Annotated in this window: 17 protein-coding genes; all 17 read right to left on the bottom strand. The window is 67.6% G+C overall.

What is annotated here, in order from left to right; genetic code table 11:
* Window positions 1–27: 27 nt before the first annotated feature.
* The 17 genes from AB1446_06280 to AB1446_06200 all read right to left on the bottom strand — a co-directional run bounded on the left by AB1446_06280 (window position 28) and on the right by AB1446_06200 (window position 16411).
* Window positions 28–516, bottom strand: coding sequence for an OsmC family protein (locus AB1446_06280; protein ID MEW6546511.1), 489 nt, complete (start codon window positions 514–516; stop codon window positions 28–30).
* Window positions 517–576: 60 nt separating this feature from the next.
* Entirely contained in the window at window positions 577–1860 is a 1284-nt protein-coding gene (gene hemL, locus AB1446_06275; protein ID MEW6546510.1) for a glutamate-1-semialdehyde 2,1-aminomutase, read from the bottom strand.
* A 24-nt stretch (window positions 1861–1884) separates the two neighbouring features.
* Entirely contained in the window at window positions 1885–2808 is a 924-nt protein-coding gene (gene hemB, locus AB1446_06270) for a porphobilinogen synthase (protein ID MEW6546509.1), read from the bottom strand.
* Between the two features lie 120 nt (window positions 2809–2928).
* Window positions 2929–4599: a uroporphyrinogen-III C-methyltransferase gene (gene cobA / locus AB1446_06265; protein MEW6546508.1), complete on the bottom strand. Its 1671-nt coding sequence runs from the start codon at window positions 4597–4599 to the stop codon at window positions 2929–2931.
* On the bottom strand, window positions 4580–5536 hold the full coding sequence (gene hemC, locus AB1446_06260; protein ID MEW6546507.1) for a hydroxymethylbilane synthase: 957 nt from the start codon (window positions 5534–5536) through the stop codon (window positions 4580–4582). The genes cobA and hemC overlap by 20 nt, the downstream gene beginning before the upstream one ends.
* Window positions 5529–6203, bottom strand: coding sequence for a bifunctional precorrin-2 dehydrogenase/sirohydrochlorin ferrochelatase (locus AB1446_06255; protein ID MEW6546506.1), 675 nt, complete (start codon window positions 6201–6203; stop codon window positions 5529–5531). Before AB1446_06255 ends, hemC begins: the two co-directional genes overlap by 8 nt.
* On the bottom strand, window positions 6196–7527 hold the full coding sequence (gene hemA / locus AB1446_06250) for a glutamyl-tRNA reductase (protein ID MEW6546505.1): 1332 nt from the start codon (window positions 7525–7527) through the stop codon (window positions 6196–6198). Before hemA ends, AB1446_06255 begins: the two co-directional genes overlap by 8 nt.
* Window positions 7528–7539: 12 nt before the next feature.
* Window positions 7540–8526 (bottom strand): helix-turn-helix domain-containing protein, encoded by a 987-nt coding sequence (locus tag AB1446_06245; GenBank protein ID MEW6546504.1) that lies wholly within the window; start codon window positions 8524–8526, stop codon window positions 7540–7542.
* A complete protein-coding gene (locus AB1446_06240) occupies window positions 8517–9989 on the bottom strand; it encodes a cobyrinate a,c-diamide synthase (protein ID MEW6546503.1) in 1473 nt (490 codons plus the stop codon). Before AB1446_06240 ends, AB1446_06245 begins: the two co-directional genes overlap by 10 nt.
* Window positions 9989–10816, bottom strand: coding sequence for a hypothetical protein (locus tag AB1446_06235; GenBank protein ID MEW6546502.1), 828 nt, complete (start codon window positions 10814–10816; stop codon window positions 9989–9991). The genes AB1446_06240 and AB1446_06235 overlap by 1 nt, the downstream gene beginning before the upstream one ends.
* Window positions 10803–11672, bottom strand: coding sequence for a hypothetical protein (locus AB1446_06230; protein ID MEW6546501.1), 870 nt, complete (start codon window positions 11670–11672; stop codon window positions 10803–10805). The genes AB1446_06235 and AB1446_06230 overlap by 14 nt, the downstream gene beginning before the upstream one ends.
* Entirely contained in the window at window positions 11669–11929 is a 261-nt protein-coding gene (locus tag AB1446_06225) for a TusE/DsrC/DsvC family sulfur relay protein (protein MEW6546500.1), read from the bottom strand. Before AB1446_06225 ends, AB1446_06230 begins: the two co-directional genes overlap by 4 nt.
* 96 nt (window positions 11930–12025) lie before the next feature.
* The gene (locus AB1446_06220) at window positions 12026–13711 is read right to left on the bottom strand and encodes an FAD-dependent oxidoreductase (GenBank protein MEW6546499.1); all 1686 of its coding nucleotides are present in this window, start codon (window positions 13709–13711) and stop codon (window positions 12026–12028) included.
* A gap of 53 nt (window positions 13712–13764) precedes the next feature.
* Entirely contained in the window at window positions 13765–15099 is a 1335-nt protein-coding gene (locus tag AB1446_06215; GenBank protein ID MEW6546498.1) for a (Fe-S)-binding protein, read from the bottom strand.
* A 15-nt stretch (window positions 15100–15114) separates the two neighbouring features.
* On the bottom strand, window positions 15115–15747 hold the full coding sequence (locus AB1446_06210; GenBank protein ID MEW6546497.1) for a hypothetical protein: 633 nt from the start codon (window positions 15745–15747) through the stop codon (window positions 15115–15117).
* Window positions 15748–15845: 98 nt separating this feature from the next.
* Window positions 15846–16163: a TusE/DsrC/DsvC family sulfur relay protein gene (locus AB1446_06205; GenBank protein ID MEW6546496.1), complete on the bottom strand. Its 318-nt coding sequence runs from the start codon at window positions 16161–16163 to the stop codon at window positions 15846–15848.
* Between the two features lie 59 nt (window positions 16164–16222).
* Window positions 16223–16411, bottom strand: a complete 189-nt coding sequence (locus tag AB1446_06200; GenBank protein ID MEW6546495.1) for a 4Fe-4S dicluster domain-containing protein — start codon at window positions 16409–16411, stop codon at window positions 16223–16225.
* Between the last annotated feature and the right edge of the window lie 28 nt (window positions 16412–16439).

Below are 16439 nucleotides of genomic sequence, written 5' to 3'. Positions count from 1 at the left end.
CTTTGCGCAGGTTCGTCCCCGGGCTCCTCAGTGAGCGGGACCCCGCGTACCCAGATCCATCACTTCGCCGTTGAGTTCCATGGTATAGGTCACGGGGACTGCCCGGGTGAACATGGCCCCCACCGAGCAATAACGCCCGATGGACAGTTCTGCTGCCCGGCGGGCACTCGCCGGCTCTATCTCCCCCGCCAGGCGGTAGGTAAGCCGGGCCACAGTGTATACCTTGGGATGCTCGGCAGCCCGTTCCCCTTCCACCACCACGGTGAATGTGTCCACCCGCTGGCGCATCTTCTCCAGGATGGAGAGCACATCCAGGGCGGTACACCCGCCCAGCGCCGCCAGCACCAGTTCCATGGGGGTCAGCCCGGTCCGGGCTGCATCCAGCCCCGCCAGAACATCCCGGGCCCGCTCGGGCGGAGGCGTCCCCACCAGGATGGCCCGCCCGGCCTCGTTGCGGGCTATAAAGCCCATGCCTCCCAGCCATTCCAACACGATTTGCTTCTTTCCTTCAGCCATGGCTGCTCCCCCCTCGCCGTGAATGTCGGTGGTGCACGCCTGACGCAGCGCCCGCCGCTGTCACAGGCAGCGGAAGGCCTCCCGGGCTGCGGCGATGGTCTTCTCCAGTTCCTCCTGCCCGTGGGCCAGCGAGAGGAAGCAAGCTTCGAACTGGGAGGGCGGCAAGTAAACCCCACGTTCCAGAAGGGCGTGGAAGAAACGGGCGTAGCTGGCGGTGGCGCTCCGGGAAGCCTCTTCCCACCGGGTGATGGGACCCTCCTGGAAGAACACCGTGAGCAGCGATCCCACCCGCTGGCAACATACGGGGACTCCCGCCTCTTGAGCCGCTTCTACGAGACCTTTCTCCAGTTCCGCCCCGGCCCGCTCGAGCTGCTCGTAAGTGCCGGGCCGGGAGAGTACGCGTAAGGTGGCCAGGCCCGCCGTCATGGCCAGGGGATTGCCGGAGAGGGTCCCGGCCTGGTAGACGGGCCCCGCGGGTGCCACCATCTCCATGATGTCACGCCTGCCCCCGTACGCCCCCACCGGCAGCCCGCCTCCGATGATCTTGCCGAAGCAGGTCAGGTCGGGGATCACCCCGTAGAGGGCCTGGGCACCCCCGTATGCCACCCGGAACCCGGTGATCACCTCGTCGAAGATGAGCAGGGCACCGTGTTTCCTGGTGAGATCCCGCAGGCCGGCAAGGAAGCCGGCGGCGGGCGGTACCACCCCCATGTTACCTGCCACCGGCTCCACGATGACGGCCGCCACCCGATCCCCCTGCACGGCAAATGCCGTGGTCACCGCGCCCAGGTCGTTGTATGGGAGCACCACGGTGTCTGCCACGGTGCCTCCCGGTACACCAGGACTGTCCGGTAATCCCAGGGTAGCGACGCCGGAACCCGCCCGGGCCAGCAGGGGATCGGCGTGCCCGTGATAGCAGCCGGCGAATTTGATGATGCGGGGACGACCCGTGTAGGCGCGGGCGAGGCGAATGGCGCTCATGCATGCCTCGGTACCGGAGTTGACCATGCGTACCATCTCCACGCCCGGCATGGCCCGCGTCACCATCTCGGCCAGCTCAACCTCAAGTTCGGTGGGGGCGCCATAGCTCGTCCCGCGCTCCAGAGCCCGCGCCAGCGCTTCCACCACCTCGGGGTGGGCATGCCCCAGTATCAGGGGACCCCACGAGCACACGTAGTCCAGATAGCGATTACCGTCCACGTCCCAGAGGTACGCACCCTGCCCGCGGGCCACGAAGAATGGCGTGCCGCCCACACCACGGAAGGAGCGCACCGGGCTGTTGACCCCTCCCGGCATGAGGGCACGTGCCTTCTCCATGAGCACACGCGATCGCCCTAACTCCATATGTCCCACCTCCCGCGCCGCCGGCTACCCCTGCTCGCGCAGCCACCTGGCCACCTGGGGGGCGTGGTAGGTAATGATGAGGTCGGCTCCCGCGCGCCGAATCGCGGTGAGGATCTCCATAACCACCCGCCGCTCGTCCAGCCAACCTTTCTGGCTGGCGGCCTTCACCATGGCGTACTCGCCGCTCACGTTGTACGCGACCAGGGGGATCGGGAAGCGTTCCCTCACCTGGCGGATGACATCCAGGTAGGCCAAGGCCGGTTTCACCATCACCATATCGGCCCCTTCCTCCAGGTCGAGTTCCACCTCGACCAGGGCCTCGCGGGCGTTGGCCGGGTCCATCTGGTAGCCGCGCCGGTCACCGAAGGAGGGGGCGGAGTCCGCCGCCTCGCGGAAGGGCCCGTAAAAAGCGGAGGCATACTTGGCGGCGTACGACAGGATACCCACCTCGGTCAGCCCTGCCTCGTCCAGGGCACGGCGGATGGCACCCACCCGCCCATCCATCATGTCCGAGGGGGCCACCAGATGGGCACCCGCCCGGGCGTGGGAAAGGGCTACCTTCGCCAGGAGTTCCAGCGTGCGGTCGTTGTCTACCCGCTGGTGCACGAGCGCACCGCAGTGCCCGTGCTCGGTATAAGCGCAGAGGCAAACGTCGGTGATCACCACCAGCCCGGGTACCTTCTGCCGTACCAGGCGCACCGCCTGCTGCACCGCGCCCTCGTCGTCCCAAGCCTCCGACCCCTGGGGATCCTTCCGCCTGGGCAAGCCAAACAGGAGCACCGCCGGGATGCCCAGCCGATGGCAGCTAGCGGCCTCTTCCACCAGCAGGTCGGGGGACAACCGGTACACCCCGGGCAACGAGGGGACCTCCTGCCTCACCCCCTGCCCCGCCACCACGAACATGGGGTAGATGAGGTCAGAGACGGCAAGGGAGGTCTCACTCACCATCCTGCGCAGGCCCTCGCTCTGCCGCAGCCTGCGGGGCCGTCTCACCGGAAACCTGCCCAGCACCGCTTCTTCACCTCTCTCCAATGCTCCCTCAAAGAGTCCGTTCAACAGCCATGGTCTTCACGTCACCCCCGGGCGGCGAGGCACCCGGCGCCCCTGCCACAGATCGACCACGGCGCGCAGCAAGCCCTCCCGGTCATGGGTGGGGGCCACCGCCGCCACCGGCCACCCCGCCTCCCTGCAGGCCCGCGCCGTCACCGGCCCGATCGCCACCACAAGGGGCAACCCCGCCCCCGCTGCTAGGGAGGATTCCATACCCGCGAGGGGTGGTTCCACGCCCCCCGGCACCCCTCCTGCCCACCCGGCCAGCACCTCTTGTGCCGCCATGCGGGCGGTGGAAGCGCTCGTGAGTACCAGGACGTCTACCCCACCCGCCACCACGTCCCGGGCCAGGCGCGCCGCCTCCTCCCGGTCAGCGGCGGTGTGGTACGCCGTCACCTCCCGGACCTCTTCAGCTCCGGCCCGAAGGAGCGGCTCGGCCTGGGAGGCGGCCAGGTCGCTGCGGGGAAGCAAGACCCGGTCGCCGGGGGCAAGTCGCCGGCCCACCTCCGCCACCAGGGCGTCCACTGTGTAGGGCCGAGGCACCAAATCGGGGCGGATCCCGTGCCGCCGGAGCGCGGCGGCGGTACCGGGTCCCACCACCCCCACCCGGCAACCCGCCAGGGCGCGGGCATCAGCACCCTCCTCTGCCAGGGCGTGGAAGAATGCCTCCACGCCCGCAGCACTGGTGAACAGTATCCAGCGAAAACAGCCCGCCTGGCGGGCGGCCTGGCGCAGAGGCCCGGGATCGGCGGGCATTTCCAGGCGGAGCAGGTGATAAACATCCACCTCCGCCCCCGCTATTTGCCAGTCCGCCAGATCCCAGCCCGCAAAAGGGTGGCCGGCATGGCCGACAGGACGAGCGTCCTCACCGAACATGACCAGGGGTCGGGTGAGCGCGATCCGGCAACCGGACAGAGGCAGGTTCTCGTACCAGGCCAGGCTCCGCCGCAATGCCGCCACTTTCCCCACCACCAGCAGGGCGGGGGGCTCTATTCCCCCCTCCCGGGCCCGCGCAGGCAGTTCTTCCAGGCGAGACGAAACCACCTTCTGGGTCGCCCGCGTCCCCTCCTGCACCAGGAGGACGGGCTCGTCGGCCGGCCTTCCTCCCGCCAGAAGCTCGGTCACGATCAGTTCCAGTCGTCCTACCCCCATGTACACAACCAGGGTGTCAGCGGCAGCCGCCAGGCGCCTCCATTCCACCTGCGGTACCTTGCCCGGGTCCTCGTGGCCGGTGACCAGGGCCAGCGAGGAAGCCAGACCCCGGTGGGTGAGGGGCACCCCCGCCCAGGCGGCGCACCCTGAGGCGGCGGTGACCCCGGGAACCACGCCGAAACGGATGCCAGCAGCCACCAGCGCCAGGGCTTCTTCCCCGCCCCGGCCGAAGATGAAGGGATCGCCTCCCTTAAGGCGGACCACCATGTTGCCCTCCCGGGCCAGATCGATCAGTATTCGGTTGATCTCCTCCTGGCGGTAGCCCTGGCCATCGGGACTCTTGCCCACGTCGATAAACCGCGCGCGGGGCGCAAGCCGGAGCAGGGCTGGATTGGCCAGCCGGTCGTGCACCACTACGTCGGCCCGCTCCAGGACATCTTTCCCCCTCATGGTCAAAAGCCCCGGATCGCCGGGGCCTGCCCCCACCAGCCAGACCTCACCCGCCGTCTTCATGCCCTCACCCGCCTCCACGCGCATACCGCTCCCCTGCCAGCTTGAGCAGTTGCTCCCCCACTTCCAGCCCCAGGCGGCGGGCCGCCTCCAGGTCGGCAGGATCGGCTGCCACACGGGCCGTCACCCGCCAGATACGGACGCCATCGGGGGCATAGGCTCCCGTCAGCACCAGGTCCCTGTCCTCCCGGCGAGCCCAGGCCCCCACGGGTACCCGGCAGCCTCCCCCCAGCGCCTCCAGCATGGCCCGCTCGGCATGGACTGCCTGGCGGGCGCGGGGGTCATCGATACGACTCACCAGTTCCCGCACGGGGGCATCTTCCCCTCTTACTTCCACGGCCAGGGCACCCTGGCCGGGGGCAGGCAGGAAGATTTCGGGCAGCAAATACTGGGTAACCCGGTCCGCCATCCCCAGCCGCCCCAGCCCGGCGGCGGCTACTACCAGCGCATCGCAAACTCCGCCGTCCAGCTTGCGCAATCTGGTGTCCAGGTTGCCCCTCATCTCCAACACCGCCACATCGGGACGGAGGTGACGCAGGAAGACCCGCCGGCGGGGACTGGACGTACCCACACGTGCACCGGCGGGGAGGTCCTCCAGCCGACATCCCCGGGAAACCAGGGCCTCTCGCACGTCTCCCCGGGCGGGGACAGCCGCCAGCACCAGACCTTCCGGCCCTCGCAGGGGGAGATCCTTCAGGCTGTGCACGGCCGCGTGCGCCTCCCCGCTCAGGACGGCCTGCTGCACCTCGCGCACGAACTCCCCCGTGCCTCCCGGGGCGCCCGTCGCGCTCATCGTACCTCCCTCTCCGGCCAGCGTCCCGGCAGAAATGTGGTCCCCCCGGGTGTGAACGATGAGCATGCGGATGGAAAGCCCGGGCCGGGCAGCCTGCAGAGCGGCCCCCACCCACTGCGCCTGGGCCAGGGCCAGCGCACTTCCCCGGGTAGCCAGGACCAGTTCATCCACGCCCAGCATCCTCCCCTCCCCGGGGGCCTCTCCTCGCCTCCTGGAGCCATGATTCCAGCAGCGCCTCCAGGGCCCCTTTTTCACCGCGGGCTATCAAGCTGGCCCCGTCGAACTGCCCCGCCCGCCGCAACAACTCGTGGCGCACCGTTTCGTCCCGGACTGCCTCCTGCACCCGCTGGCGGAAACGGCCCAGCAGGGCGGCCCATTCCCCCACTTCCTCGCCCACCAGGGCAGCCACCCGGTCCCGAATGCGGGCGGCCAGGGCCGGGCTCGCCCCGCCCGTGCTCACCGCGATGGTAACCGGGCCCCTGTGCAGGACGGCGGGCGATGTGAAATCCGACATCTCCGGGTGGTCCACCACGTTGACCAGCACCCCCGCCTCGCGGGCGGCACGGCAAACTTCACTGTTGACATGGGGGGTGGCAGCAGCAAATACCAGGAACATTCCCCGCACGTCCTCCGGGCAGAAGGCCCGTTCTTTCCAGGCGATGTCTCCGCGCTCCGCCAGATCACGCAGGGCCGGCACCAGGGAAGGGGCAACTACCACCACCCTGAGCCCCGCCCCCAGGGCGTCCTGCACCTTGCGATGGGCAACCTCACCCCCGCCCACCACCAGGCACCGTCTGCCCCGACTGGTAAGCATCACCGCCAGGTAATTTTCACTCACCCGACTGCCCCCGGCATCTGCCACCGCGGGCTTCCCGGGTTCCCGGAGTCAGCAAAGCCTCTGCCAGAACTCTCAATTGCGAAGCTCCCTCATGATCGCCCGCCAGGCGGTACATGGCTTTGATGGGCCCGTGCAACCCCTTATTCACTAACCGCCGCACCATTTCCTCCAGCACCCGTCGCTGATCGGGGGTGAGGGGACCCATCCGGGCCAGAGCCCGTTCCATTTCCCCGCGAGCCAGGCTCAGGTACCGGCGCCGTACCGCCCTGATCAGGGGAACGGCCTGGCGGCCGGCCAGCCACCTCTGGAAATGCGCCGCCTCCTCTTCTATGATGTCCCGGGCCTGCGCCGCCAGCGCCCGCCGGTGCTCCAGGTTGGCGCGGGCCCGTGCCTGCAACTCGTCCAGGTCAAAAAGGCGCACTCCGGGCAAGCCAGCCACGGCGGGATCTACGTTGCGGGGCATGGCCAAATCCGCCACTACCAGCCGGCGCTCCCCGGCCGGCGACAGGGACAGGGCTGGCGGGGCCGCCGCCCGACCGGTAACGGCTCGCTCTATCCGGTCGGCGCCCAGGATCAAGTGGGGCGCGGCGGTACCGCAGATAATAGCATCGGCTTCCCCCAGTGCCCGCTCCAGCCCTGCCCAGGGCAGCGGAGCGAAGCCATATTTTTCGGCCAGGGCGGCGGCCCGGGCCAGATTGCGGCTGGTCACCCACACTTCGGCGCCCCGCCCCTTCATGGCCCTCCCCGCCAGATCGGCCATCTTGCCCGCCCCCACCAGCAGCACCCGCCGTCCCCGCAGGCCCCCCAGCTCCTGGGAAATCGCCTCCACCGCCGCGCTGCTGGCCGAGCAGGCGTGGCTGCCCAGCCCCGTCTGCGCATGCACCCGTCCCGCCGCGGCCACCGCCCGCGAAAACAGCGCGTTCAGCAGCGGCCCCGCTGTGCCGGCCTCCCGGGCGCGGGCCAGAGCACCCTTCACCTGGCCCAGCACCTGGGTCTCACCCAGCACGGGAGAGTCCAGGCCGCACGCCACCGAGAAAAGGTGCCGTACGCACTCTTCCCCTTCCTTGTGATAGAGAAGATGAGCCTCCCCGGGGCCCAGCCCGCGCCCGGCGAAAAACCTCCGGGCGGCGTCGTCACCCCTTACGGGATCGTTCACCAGGTAAAGTTCGGTGCGGTTGCAGGTGGCCAGGACGGCCACCTCCTGCATTCCGGGGCACGCGGCTATTTCTCGCAACAGGAGAGGGTACTCATCCCCGGTAACCGCCAGTTTCTCTCGCAGATCAAGGGGAGCAGTATGACAGCTTATTCCTACCACCTGGAGCACGACCGCCTCACCTCAGCCGGCTTCGCGGGTCTTGCGGGAAGCCAGGAAGCGGGCCGATTCCATGAGAAAACTCTGCTCCTCGGGGCCGAGCTCACGCAAGAGCTCCCCCAGTTCCCCGAGTGGCTCGGCCTCGCTGTCTTCCTCGTCACCGGGCAGGCGGGAAACCAGTACGTCCACCACCGCCATCACCAGCTCGAAAGCTCCCCTCCTCAGGCGGCCCACCCGGGAGAGGAACTCCCTGACCTTAGGTTCCGACAGCAAGTCCGCCACCTCGGGGGAAAGGGAACGGGTCACCTCCAGCACTTCCTCTTCGTCCATGAGGAAGTAACAGGGGGACACGCCCAGGGCTTCCGCCAGCAGACTCAGCGTAGTCACCGAGGACTGGGTACGGCCCGACTCGATCTGGCCAATCAAACCGTAAGAAACGCCAGCTTTCTGAGCCACTTCTTTCTGGGTGAGCCCCAGGCGCTCCCGCAGGCGCCGAAGCTTCTCTCCCACCCCGTTTGCCCCCACCGACCTTACCAATACCCCTGGCGAAACGCCCAGGGCCCGGGCAAGCTTTTCCAGAGTGCGGATGGAGGGGGCGCTCCGCCCCCGCTCGATCTCGGAAATGTGGGCGGGCGACAGCCCGGTTGCCCGAGCAAGTTCGGTCACGGTGATCCCCTTTTGTTCGCGCAGGCTACGCACCGTACTGCCCACGCGGATTTTCACGTGGCCGGCTTCGGTTTCACATTTGCCTCCGCTCTCCGATGCAGTAGAGACCCGGCCGGCGGCCCGCTCCCCCGGCCCCGATTCCGAGGGCTCTCCCTCACGCAGGAGTTCCTCCAGCGGCACCTGAAGGAGAGCAGCTGCCTCCTGCCAGGCAGCCATTGCCATCCGCCGCTGGCCGGCCTCCACTTCTTGCAGGCAGTCCGGAGCAATTGTCAACCGCTCCGCCAATTCCTCCAGGGATACCCCCCGCTGCTGCCGCCAGTAACGCAAACGTGGCCCTACCGCCATGCTCCGACTCCCCTCCGGTCACGTTCGAACCTGCGGGCCTCCCCAACCAGTGCCGGGGCCCATCCGGGACAGGCCAACGCGTGTACGTGCAGGTAGGATGCAAAGACACTGCCCCACCTGAGTCCGTCGTACCCCTGGCCCCATCCCGTCCCCCGGCGGAGACGGAAAACCATGCTCCGCACGGGCACTGACGTGGGCAGGGAATGGTGAAACTCGTGCCCCCGGATAACTGCCCCGAGGGCAAAGTAGGGATTATCACCCATCACCTCCGCCTCCACATAACCGTGGCCACGGGGAGAAGAGGACATCTCCACGTCGAAAGGAAGGGCGCCCACCATCTCCCGGGTATGTCCCTCCCAGACGAGGGACCGGCAGAGGTACATGAGTCCGCCACACTCTGCGTACACGGGCAGGCCGCCGGCGATGGCCTGCCGCAGGGAGCCGCGCAGGGACGAGTTTCCCTCCAGTTCCTGGGCAAACACCTCCGGGAAACCACCCCCGATGTACAGGCCCGCCACGGGCGGCAACTCGGTGTCATGCAGGGAATCGATTCGCACCAGGCGGGCTCCCGCCTGCTCAAGAGCCTCCAGGTTTTCGGGGTAATAGAAGCTGAATACGCGGTCCTGTACGACCCCCACCGGTACGGGCTCGGCGAACGACCCTTCCCTCGCCGGAAGTTTGACAGGCGAGCATCCCCCGACCAGGGATTGGGCAGGCGACGATCCCGCCGGCAATTGAGGAGCGACGTCTTCGCGTGGCGGGGTGGCTACCTCCAGCAACCGGTCCAGGTCCACGCTTGCCTCTATGGCCCGGGCAGCCTCCCGGATGGCCTCCTCGGCTACCAGGCCGCCTGCACTCACCCTCTCCACGGCCGGGACCAGCCCCAGGTGACGGTCAGGTACGGCTGCCCCCTGGCAGCGGGGGATGGCACCCAGTACGGGCAGACCCGCGTACTGCTCCACCGCTGCCCGTACCAGTTGCTCCTGACGGGAACTGCCCACCCGGTTGAGGATGACACCAGCGAACCGGATTCCCTCTTCGAAGCCCACCAGTCCCCGCACCACTGCCGCCGCAGTACGAGTCATGCGGCTTACGTCCAGCAGGAGCACTATGGGAAGTCCCAGCAGTCGCGCCAGTTGGGCCGTACTGCCCGACCCCGCCAGGTCCAGGCCGTCGAACAGCCCCATAGCTCCCTCCACCAGGACCAGGTCGGCATCACGGCTGGCCCAGAAGAAACTCCGGCGGGTAACATCCTCGCCCAGCATGAAAAGGTCCAGGTTCCGGCAGGGCCGCCCGGCGGCGAGGGTCAGCCAACCCGGGTCGATGAAATCGGGACCCTTCTTGAAGGGTTGCACCCGCAGGCCCCTCCGGGCCCAGGCCGCACATAGCCCCATGGCTACGGTGGTCTTGCCCGACCGCCCCCGTGGTGCCGCCAGCACCAGCCCCCTGGGCCCGGGCGCCATCACATTTCTCCCCTTTCCGCCCGCCGGTCCACCCGGCCGGGGAAGCCTTGCGTGCGTGCCAGCCACTCCCCCAGCCTCTCCCCCTGCCTGGCCGCGCCCCGCCACCGCTCCACCAGCTCAACCACCCGCGCCACCACCTGGCCGTACTCGGGGGGACACACGGGGAGGAACTCCAGGTCCTGGCCCAGCCGAGGCTCAGCTCCTGCCCTACCCCCGGCATAAAGGCACACCCGGGGTCCACCGCGGAACCATCCCACCAGACCCAGGTCCGCTCCCTGGGCGCCCCCGCAATCGTTGGGGCACCCGGCCACGGAAACCCGCAGGCCCGCCGGCAACCCGTCGCGAGCCACCTGCAGCAGGGCATCGCCCAGCACCCTGGCCAAGCCGGGAGAGTCAACCAGGGCGTTCTGACAGTGCAGGTATCCCACGCACGCCTTCACCTGCTTCAGGGCCGCCCCCGTCCCGCCCGGCAAGAACCCGGCCCGCCGGACTTCCTCCACAAGATCGGTCAGGCGTGAGGGATCCACCCCCACCAGTTCGAACGCCTGGCGGCTGGTGCGCCTGCCCACGCGGGCATACTCCCTTATCCAGCGCGCCAGCAGGCGGAGAGTGGAAGAGGACAGCATGCCTCCGGGAGGCAGGTACAGGCGCAGCGTCCAGCACTCGGTGCCGTCGGCGGCTACGTGACGGATCACCCCCGGCGCCGGGTAATCGTGACCCACCCATTTCCCGTAATACTCCCGTATGAAGGGGGGAAGCTGGTCGCGGAAGTCAGCGACGATCCCGGCCGGCAAGACCTGTTCCAGACCCGCCTCAGCCAACGCCATCACCGGGCGGACAGCCCATCTCGACCCGAATCCGCTCCGCCCCCAGGCGTGCCACGAAGTCCCCCACTCTCTCCCGGTTGCGGGCCAGACGGCACCACACGTCCAGGAACCGCTCACAGATGTCACCCACCGCCCGGTAATCATCTCCCGGGAGGGGGATAAAAGGCACCAGCACCTGCGCGGGACGGGGACCCCCGCCCGATAGCTCCCCGTACTTGCCCCCCACCATCATGACCACGCCCTTCCCACCGCTGGGATGATCGATCCCGATGAAGGCCAGATCGCGGTGGGCTGCGCGCACGCAGTCGCGGGGGCATCCCGCCACCCCGGGCTTGCACTTGCGCGGTAGAGCGGGATACTGCTGCTCGTCCAAAAAACGCCTCCCCAGGTAGGTGGCGATGGCGGGAGCATCCACCAGGGCCTCGTCACACCTGCCCGGACCCGCACACGCCACCAGGCAACGCAGGTCATCCCCCGTGGAACCCACGTCCAGCCCGAGGGCGTTCAAATCCTGCACCAGGGCCAGTGCCTCCACGGGCGTGGTGTAAATCTCCCAGCTTCCCCCGCAGGCCAGGTGCAGGAGGCCCATACCCCGGCGGTCAACCAAGCCGGCCAGGGCATCCAGCAGGTCGGCGGACATCCACCCTCCCGCCGGAGGCAGAACTCTCAGGTATACGGACCAGGGCCAACTCTCAGGGTTGTGCGCCAGCCGCTGTCCCATGCCGGCCGGAAGAGGAAGGATAACTTCGGGATCCTCCGGTCCGAAGGGCGACCTGTTCTGGGCAGCGGCCACGCGGTACAGACCCATCGGATAAGAAGATCGCGAGACTTCCCCCACGTGATCGGGGTATTTCAACACTCCGGGGGCATGGGTAGGCCGGTGATCTGGCATATCCGCCGGATGGGATTGCCCGGAAAAAGGAGGTAGACGCGCTTCTTGTCCAGTCCCAACTCGTTCACCAGCGTGCGCAGATTGGGGGTGTGCCCGTGGAGGCGGTAATACGCAACCGCATAGTCCACCACCGCCCGTTGCTCGGGGCTGAGCCCCGATAGCGAACCGCCGGCCCCTTCCCCGCCCGGCCTGGAGCCACCTGCCCGCCCGCGATCGGTCATGGTCCACCCCTCGCCCAGCAGATAATGACGTCCGGGTAGTGGTTTCGCCGCCGGCCCGACCCCCTCCTTCCCCCTCCGCGGACCAGGGCCGCCGTATCAGCTCTGCAGGCCGTAAGGCCAGGCCCATATTCCCCCCTCCAGGTAGCGGGCGGGACCCAGCCCGGCGGCGTCCAGCAGGCGCTGGGCTTGAAAACCCCTGACGCCCATTTCACATACGGCCACGATTTCCTGACCGGGCACCATGGCCGCGCGTATCTCGTCCAGGCGGTCACGCAACTGGCCCAGAGGGATGGCCAGGGCAGGATACGGCAACCGACGCTCTTCGTACTCTTCGGTGGTACGGACGTCCACCAGCAGGGGTGGTTGGGGTCCTTCCAGGCGCACCTTCAACTCGCAGGCGCTCATGGGGCGCGCCAGCCCGTCCCGCCGGTTGCGCACCTGGTTCAGGGTCTGCAAGCAGATGTCCAGGGCGGTGGCAAATGGTGGGGCGTACCCCAAATCCAGGCAGGCAGCCTGCTCCAGAGTAGCCCCGCAGGCCAGGGCGGTGGCCAGGACATCGATGCGTTTGACCGCCTCACCGGGGCCCGCGGCCTGAGCACCCAGCAGCCGGCCGCTACAGGCGTCAGCCACCACCTTGAGGGACAGGGGAGCGTGCATGGGGTAGTAGTGGGTGGCATCCATCCCCGTAACCAGGGCGGTCACCACCTCGTACCCCATTTGTCGCGCCTCTTCCTCACCCAGGCCGGTGCGGGCCACGTTGTACTCCGCCACCTGCAGGACCGCGGTACCCACCACGCCGGGGAAGCGCTCCTCGCCCCCGGCGGCATTGGTGCCGGCCACCCTCCCCTGCTTGTTGGCGGTGGAGGCCAACGGCAGCCACGTCTTGTGCCCTGAAACCAGGTGGGTGGTCTCGCAGCAGTCGCCGGCGGCGAAGATGTTGGGGATGCTGGTGGCCTGCCGTTCGTCGACGGCGATAGCCCCGGTGGGACCGAGTTTCAGGCCCGCCTGAACGGCCAGGCTCACCTCGGGCTTCAGCCCGCAGGCCACCACCACCAGGTCAGCCTCCCCCTTCCAGTCCCGGGCTTCCACGTGCAGGAGCCCGTTCCTGCGGCAGATGGCGGTCACGGGCTGCCCCGTTACCACCGTCATGCCCTGACGGGTCAGGTGGGATTCCAGCAGGCGCGCCAGGTCGGCATCCAGCAGGCCCGGCAGCAGGTGCTCCTTCGCCTCGCACACCGTCACCTGCATGCGCCGGGCAGCCAGCGCATCGGCCACCTCCAGCCCCACCAGGCCTCCTCCCACCACCACCGCCCGCCGGCGGGGCGCCAGAGCACGCCGCAGGGCCTCTGCTTCCTCGGGCCGGTGCAGGCGGAACACGCCCTCCTCATCCAGCCCCGCGATGGGCGGTACCACCGGAATAGCACCGGTGGCGATGATCAGGCTGTCATATGCGATGGTGAAGCGCTCGGTGCCGGAACGGGCCTGCACCAGCCGGCGGTCGGGATCAATTGCCTCCGCCTCCGTCCCGGTGAGAACGCGCACACGCTTCTCCTGCCAGAAGAAATCCTCGTCCCGCAACACCCCGGCAGGGGTGGAGCGCAGTTGGGCCAGGGATTCCACCAGGCCGGCCAGGTACAAGGGCAGGCCGCAAGTGCCGTACGATATCAGGGTTCCCTTCTCCAGGAGGACGATCTCGGCCTGCGGATCAACCCGGCGGGCACGGGCCGCCGCCTTGGGTCCCGCCGCCACTCCTCCTATAATCACGATCCGCCTAGAATGCACCCCGGACCCCTCCATGCTGCAGCAAGCGCCGCCGCAGGTCCTGCTTCCGACCCCTAACCCGGTACCAGGGCGTTGGCCACCACCTCGCACAGGTTGCATATCTTGACTCCCAGCTTGTAGTGCTTATTCAGTTCCGTGATCTGGTCCAGGCAGTTGTGGCACGAGGTCGCCACCACTTCCGCACCGGTAGCGCGGATCTGGTCGGCCTTCACCTTGCCCGCCCGGACGCGGCGTTCGGCAAACTCGGTCATAGAAAGCATGCCTCCGCCGCCGCCGCAGCAGAAATTCTGGGCTCCGTGGGGGTTCATCTCCCGGAAGTCCATCACGGCGTGACGCAAGATGAAACGCGGTTCCTGGATTATCCCTCCGCTGCGGGCCTGGTTGCAGGGATCATGGTAGGTAACGGGCTTGTCGTTAGCAGCCGGGTTGAGGCGTATGCGACCGCTCCTGATGTAATCGGCCATGACCTCCACGAACCCCCGCACCCGGAATGGGTACCTCTGCCCCAGCCAGTTCGGCCCCTCCCAGCGAAAAGACCGGTATCCATGCCCGCACTCGGCCATCACCACTTCCTGCACGCCCAGGCGAACCGCCTCGTCGCGCAGCCAGCCCGCTATGGTACGGGCCGCAGCGTCATTCCCGGAGAAAAGGGCGTAATTGGTCACGTCCCAGTAGTTCGTGCTGAGAGTCCAATCCTCGCCCGCGGCATACATGATCTTGGCCGCCGCCAGGATGGTGAGCGGGAAGTACTTCGGTTCCCTGGGGTTCAGCGTGTAAAGCACGCGGGCCCCCTTCCTGTTCAGGGGTATGCGAGCCCGGGAATCCCCCACCTCGTCCTGCAACTGTTCTTCCAACCACTCGATGGTGTCGACGAATTCCTCTTCGTTGATGCCCATGTTGTTGCGGGTTCGCAGGTGGATATCCACGGTCGCCTTGAGCCCCCGGGGGGTAAGTCCCAGGGCATCCAGTATCCCGCGGGCCGTGCGCATCATGAGTCCCATGTCCACGCCCATGGGACAGTTGACCGTGCAGCGCCGGCACATGGTGCACGCTCCGAAGGCATTGTCCAGCAGGTCACGCAGTGCCGCCTCGGTCAGTTCCTCGGCCCCCACCCAGCGGGGAACCAGGCGGCCGAGCCAGTCGTGGTACCGCTTGTACACCCTGCGAAAGCGATCCGCTTTGTAAGCGGGGACCATACGCGGGTCCCCCGTGGCAACGTAGTAATGGCAGGTATCATTGCAGAGCCCGCAGTGAGCGCAGGCGTGGAAGTAGGTGACCAACTGGCGAGTCAGCTTCTTATCGAACAACTCCCGGGCCCGGGCCAGGTCGAGCCCCGCGCCCCCGGTGTCTTCTCTACTCGCTCCGCCGGCTAGTTTGGCCTCACTCAAGTGCCATCCCCCCCGCTACTGCACCACGGCCCGGCGACCGAAGTGAGCCCCGTAAAAGACGCGGGCAAAGGGCCAGTACAGGTAGTGAGAAATCTTGCTGGTGGGCACGTATACCAGGAGCAGGGCAGTCAGGGCGAAGAACAGCAGCCGCCCCCAGTACAGGTCGCAGAGCGCGAACACCCCCAGCAGCAGGAAGATGTCCACCACGGCGAGCGAGAAGTAGTCGTCCGGGGAACTTATCACGCGTATGTCCGGACTGGCCACCCGCCTGACCAGGCGGACCACGCCGGCCCCAAAGCCAACCGCCACTGCCACAGCCGCCACCCGGGTACCTGGCCACTCCAGGATCCCCTCGACGTACGGGATCAAGAAGCTGTAGAGGATGGCCGTCCCGATGCCCACGTGAAGCAGGCTGAACTCGAGCCAGCGTACCCAGTGTTGCCGGGTACTGGGCATGGCCCAGGGGCGGAACATGACGGAAAAGGCAGCGGCCACGCCGTACCCCGCACTCCCCTTGGGCTGTGCCAGATCCCGCACCGAGGGCCGGGACAGCAACCACCGTAACTTCAGAGCGTAAAGCCCCGCGAAAATGGTCAACGCCGCGATCTGGACCTCGTTCTCAACGATGGAAAGCAGTCGCTCTTCCACTCAAGTCTACCTCCAGGGCTGGCACTCTCTGTAAAGTAGCCGCCGCCCCCCGCGTCCGCCGGGGCCGCAGGGGCGCAGCGGCTTCTACTCGCCGACGGTCACACGCAGCCGGTGGGCTTGGGCAGACCAGCAATCTTGCAGGCTCCTTTGGCCGGTCCGCTGGGGAACAGCTCGTAGATGTACTTGAGCGTGAACCCCGTCTCCTTGCACAGCTTGCGGATCATGGGGGCGATTCCGAACTCCAGGTAATAGTTGCGGAGGAAGTTGACCACCTTCCAGTGGTCCTCCGTCATGCTCTCGATTCCTTCCATCTGGGCCAGGAACTTGGCCAGGTCCTCGTTCCAGAGATCTGGATCCTGGATGAACCCGTCCTCGTCCACCTCGATCTTCTTCTCGCCGTACTGGATCTCCGGCACTCCTCACACCTCCGTTTGCTTACTGCGCCCGAAGCCCGGCCGCGCCGCCCGGGCTGGAATCAAAGTTCCTGCACCACGATGGCGGCCTGCTCGCAAACCGCCTCGCAGGAACGGCAACCCAGGCAGTCATCCGGGTTTCCGGTCACCTCGACTTTACCATCATTCAGAACGAGGATCAAGGCGGGGCAGCATTCCACGCACTCACCGCATCCGATGCACTTCTCCACATTCACGTTAACCAGATACACTGCGGCTCACTTTCCTTTCTACGGCGCG

The organism is Bacillota bacterium (genome assembly GCA_040757085.1).
Taxonomy (GTDB): Bacteria; Bacillota; Sulfobacillia; order JACIYH01; family JACIYH01; genus JACIYH01.
The sequence above is the reverse complement of the archived record's forward strand: the minus strand, read 5'-3'. Positions and strand labels throughout refer to the sequence as shown.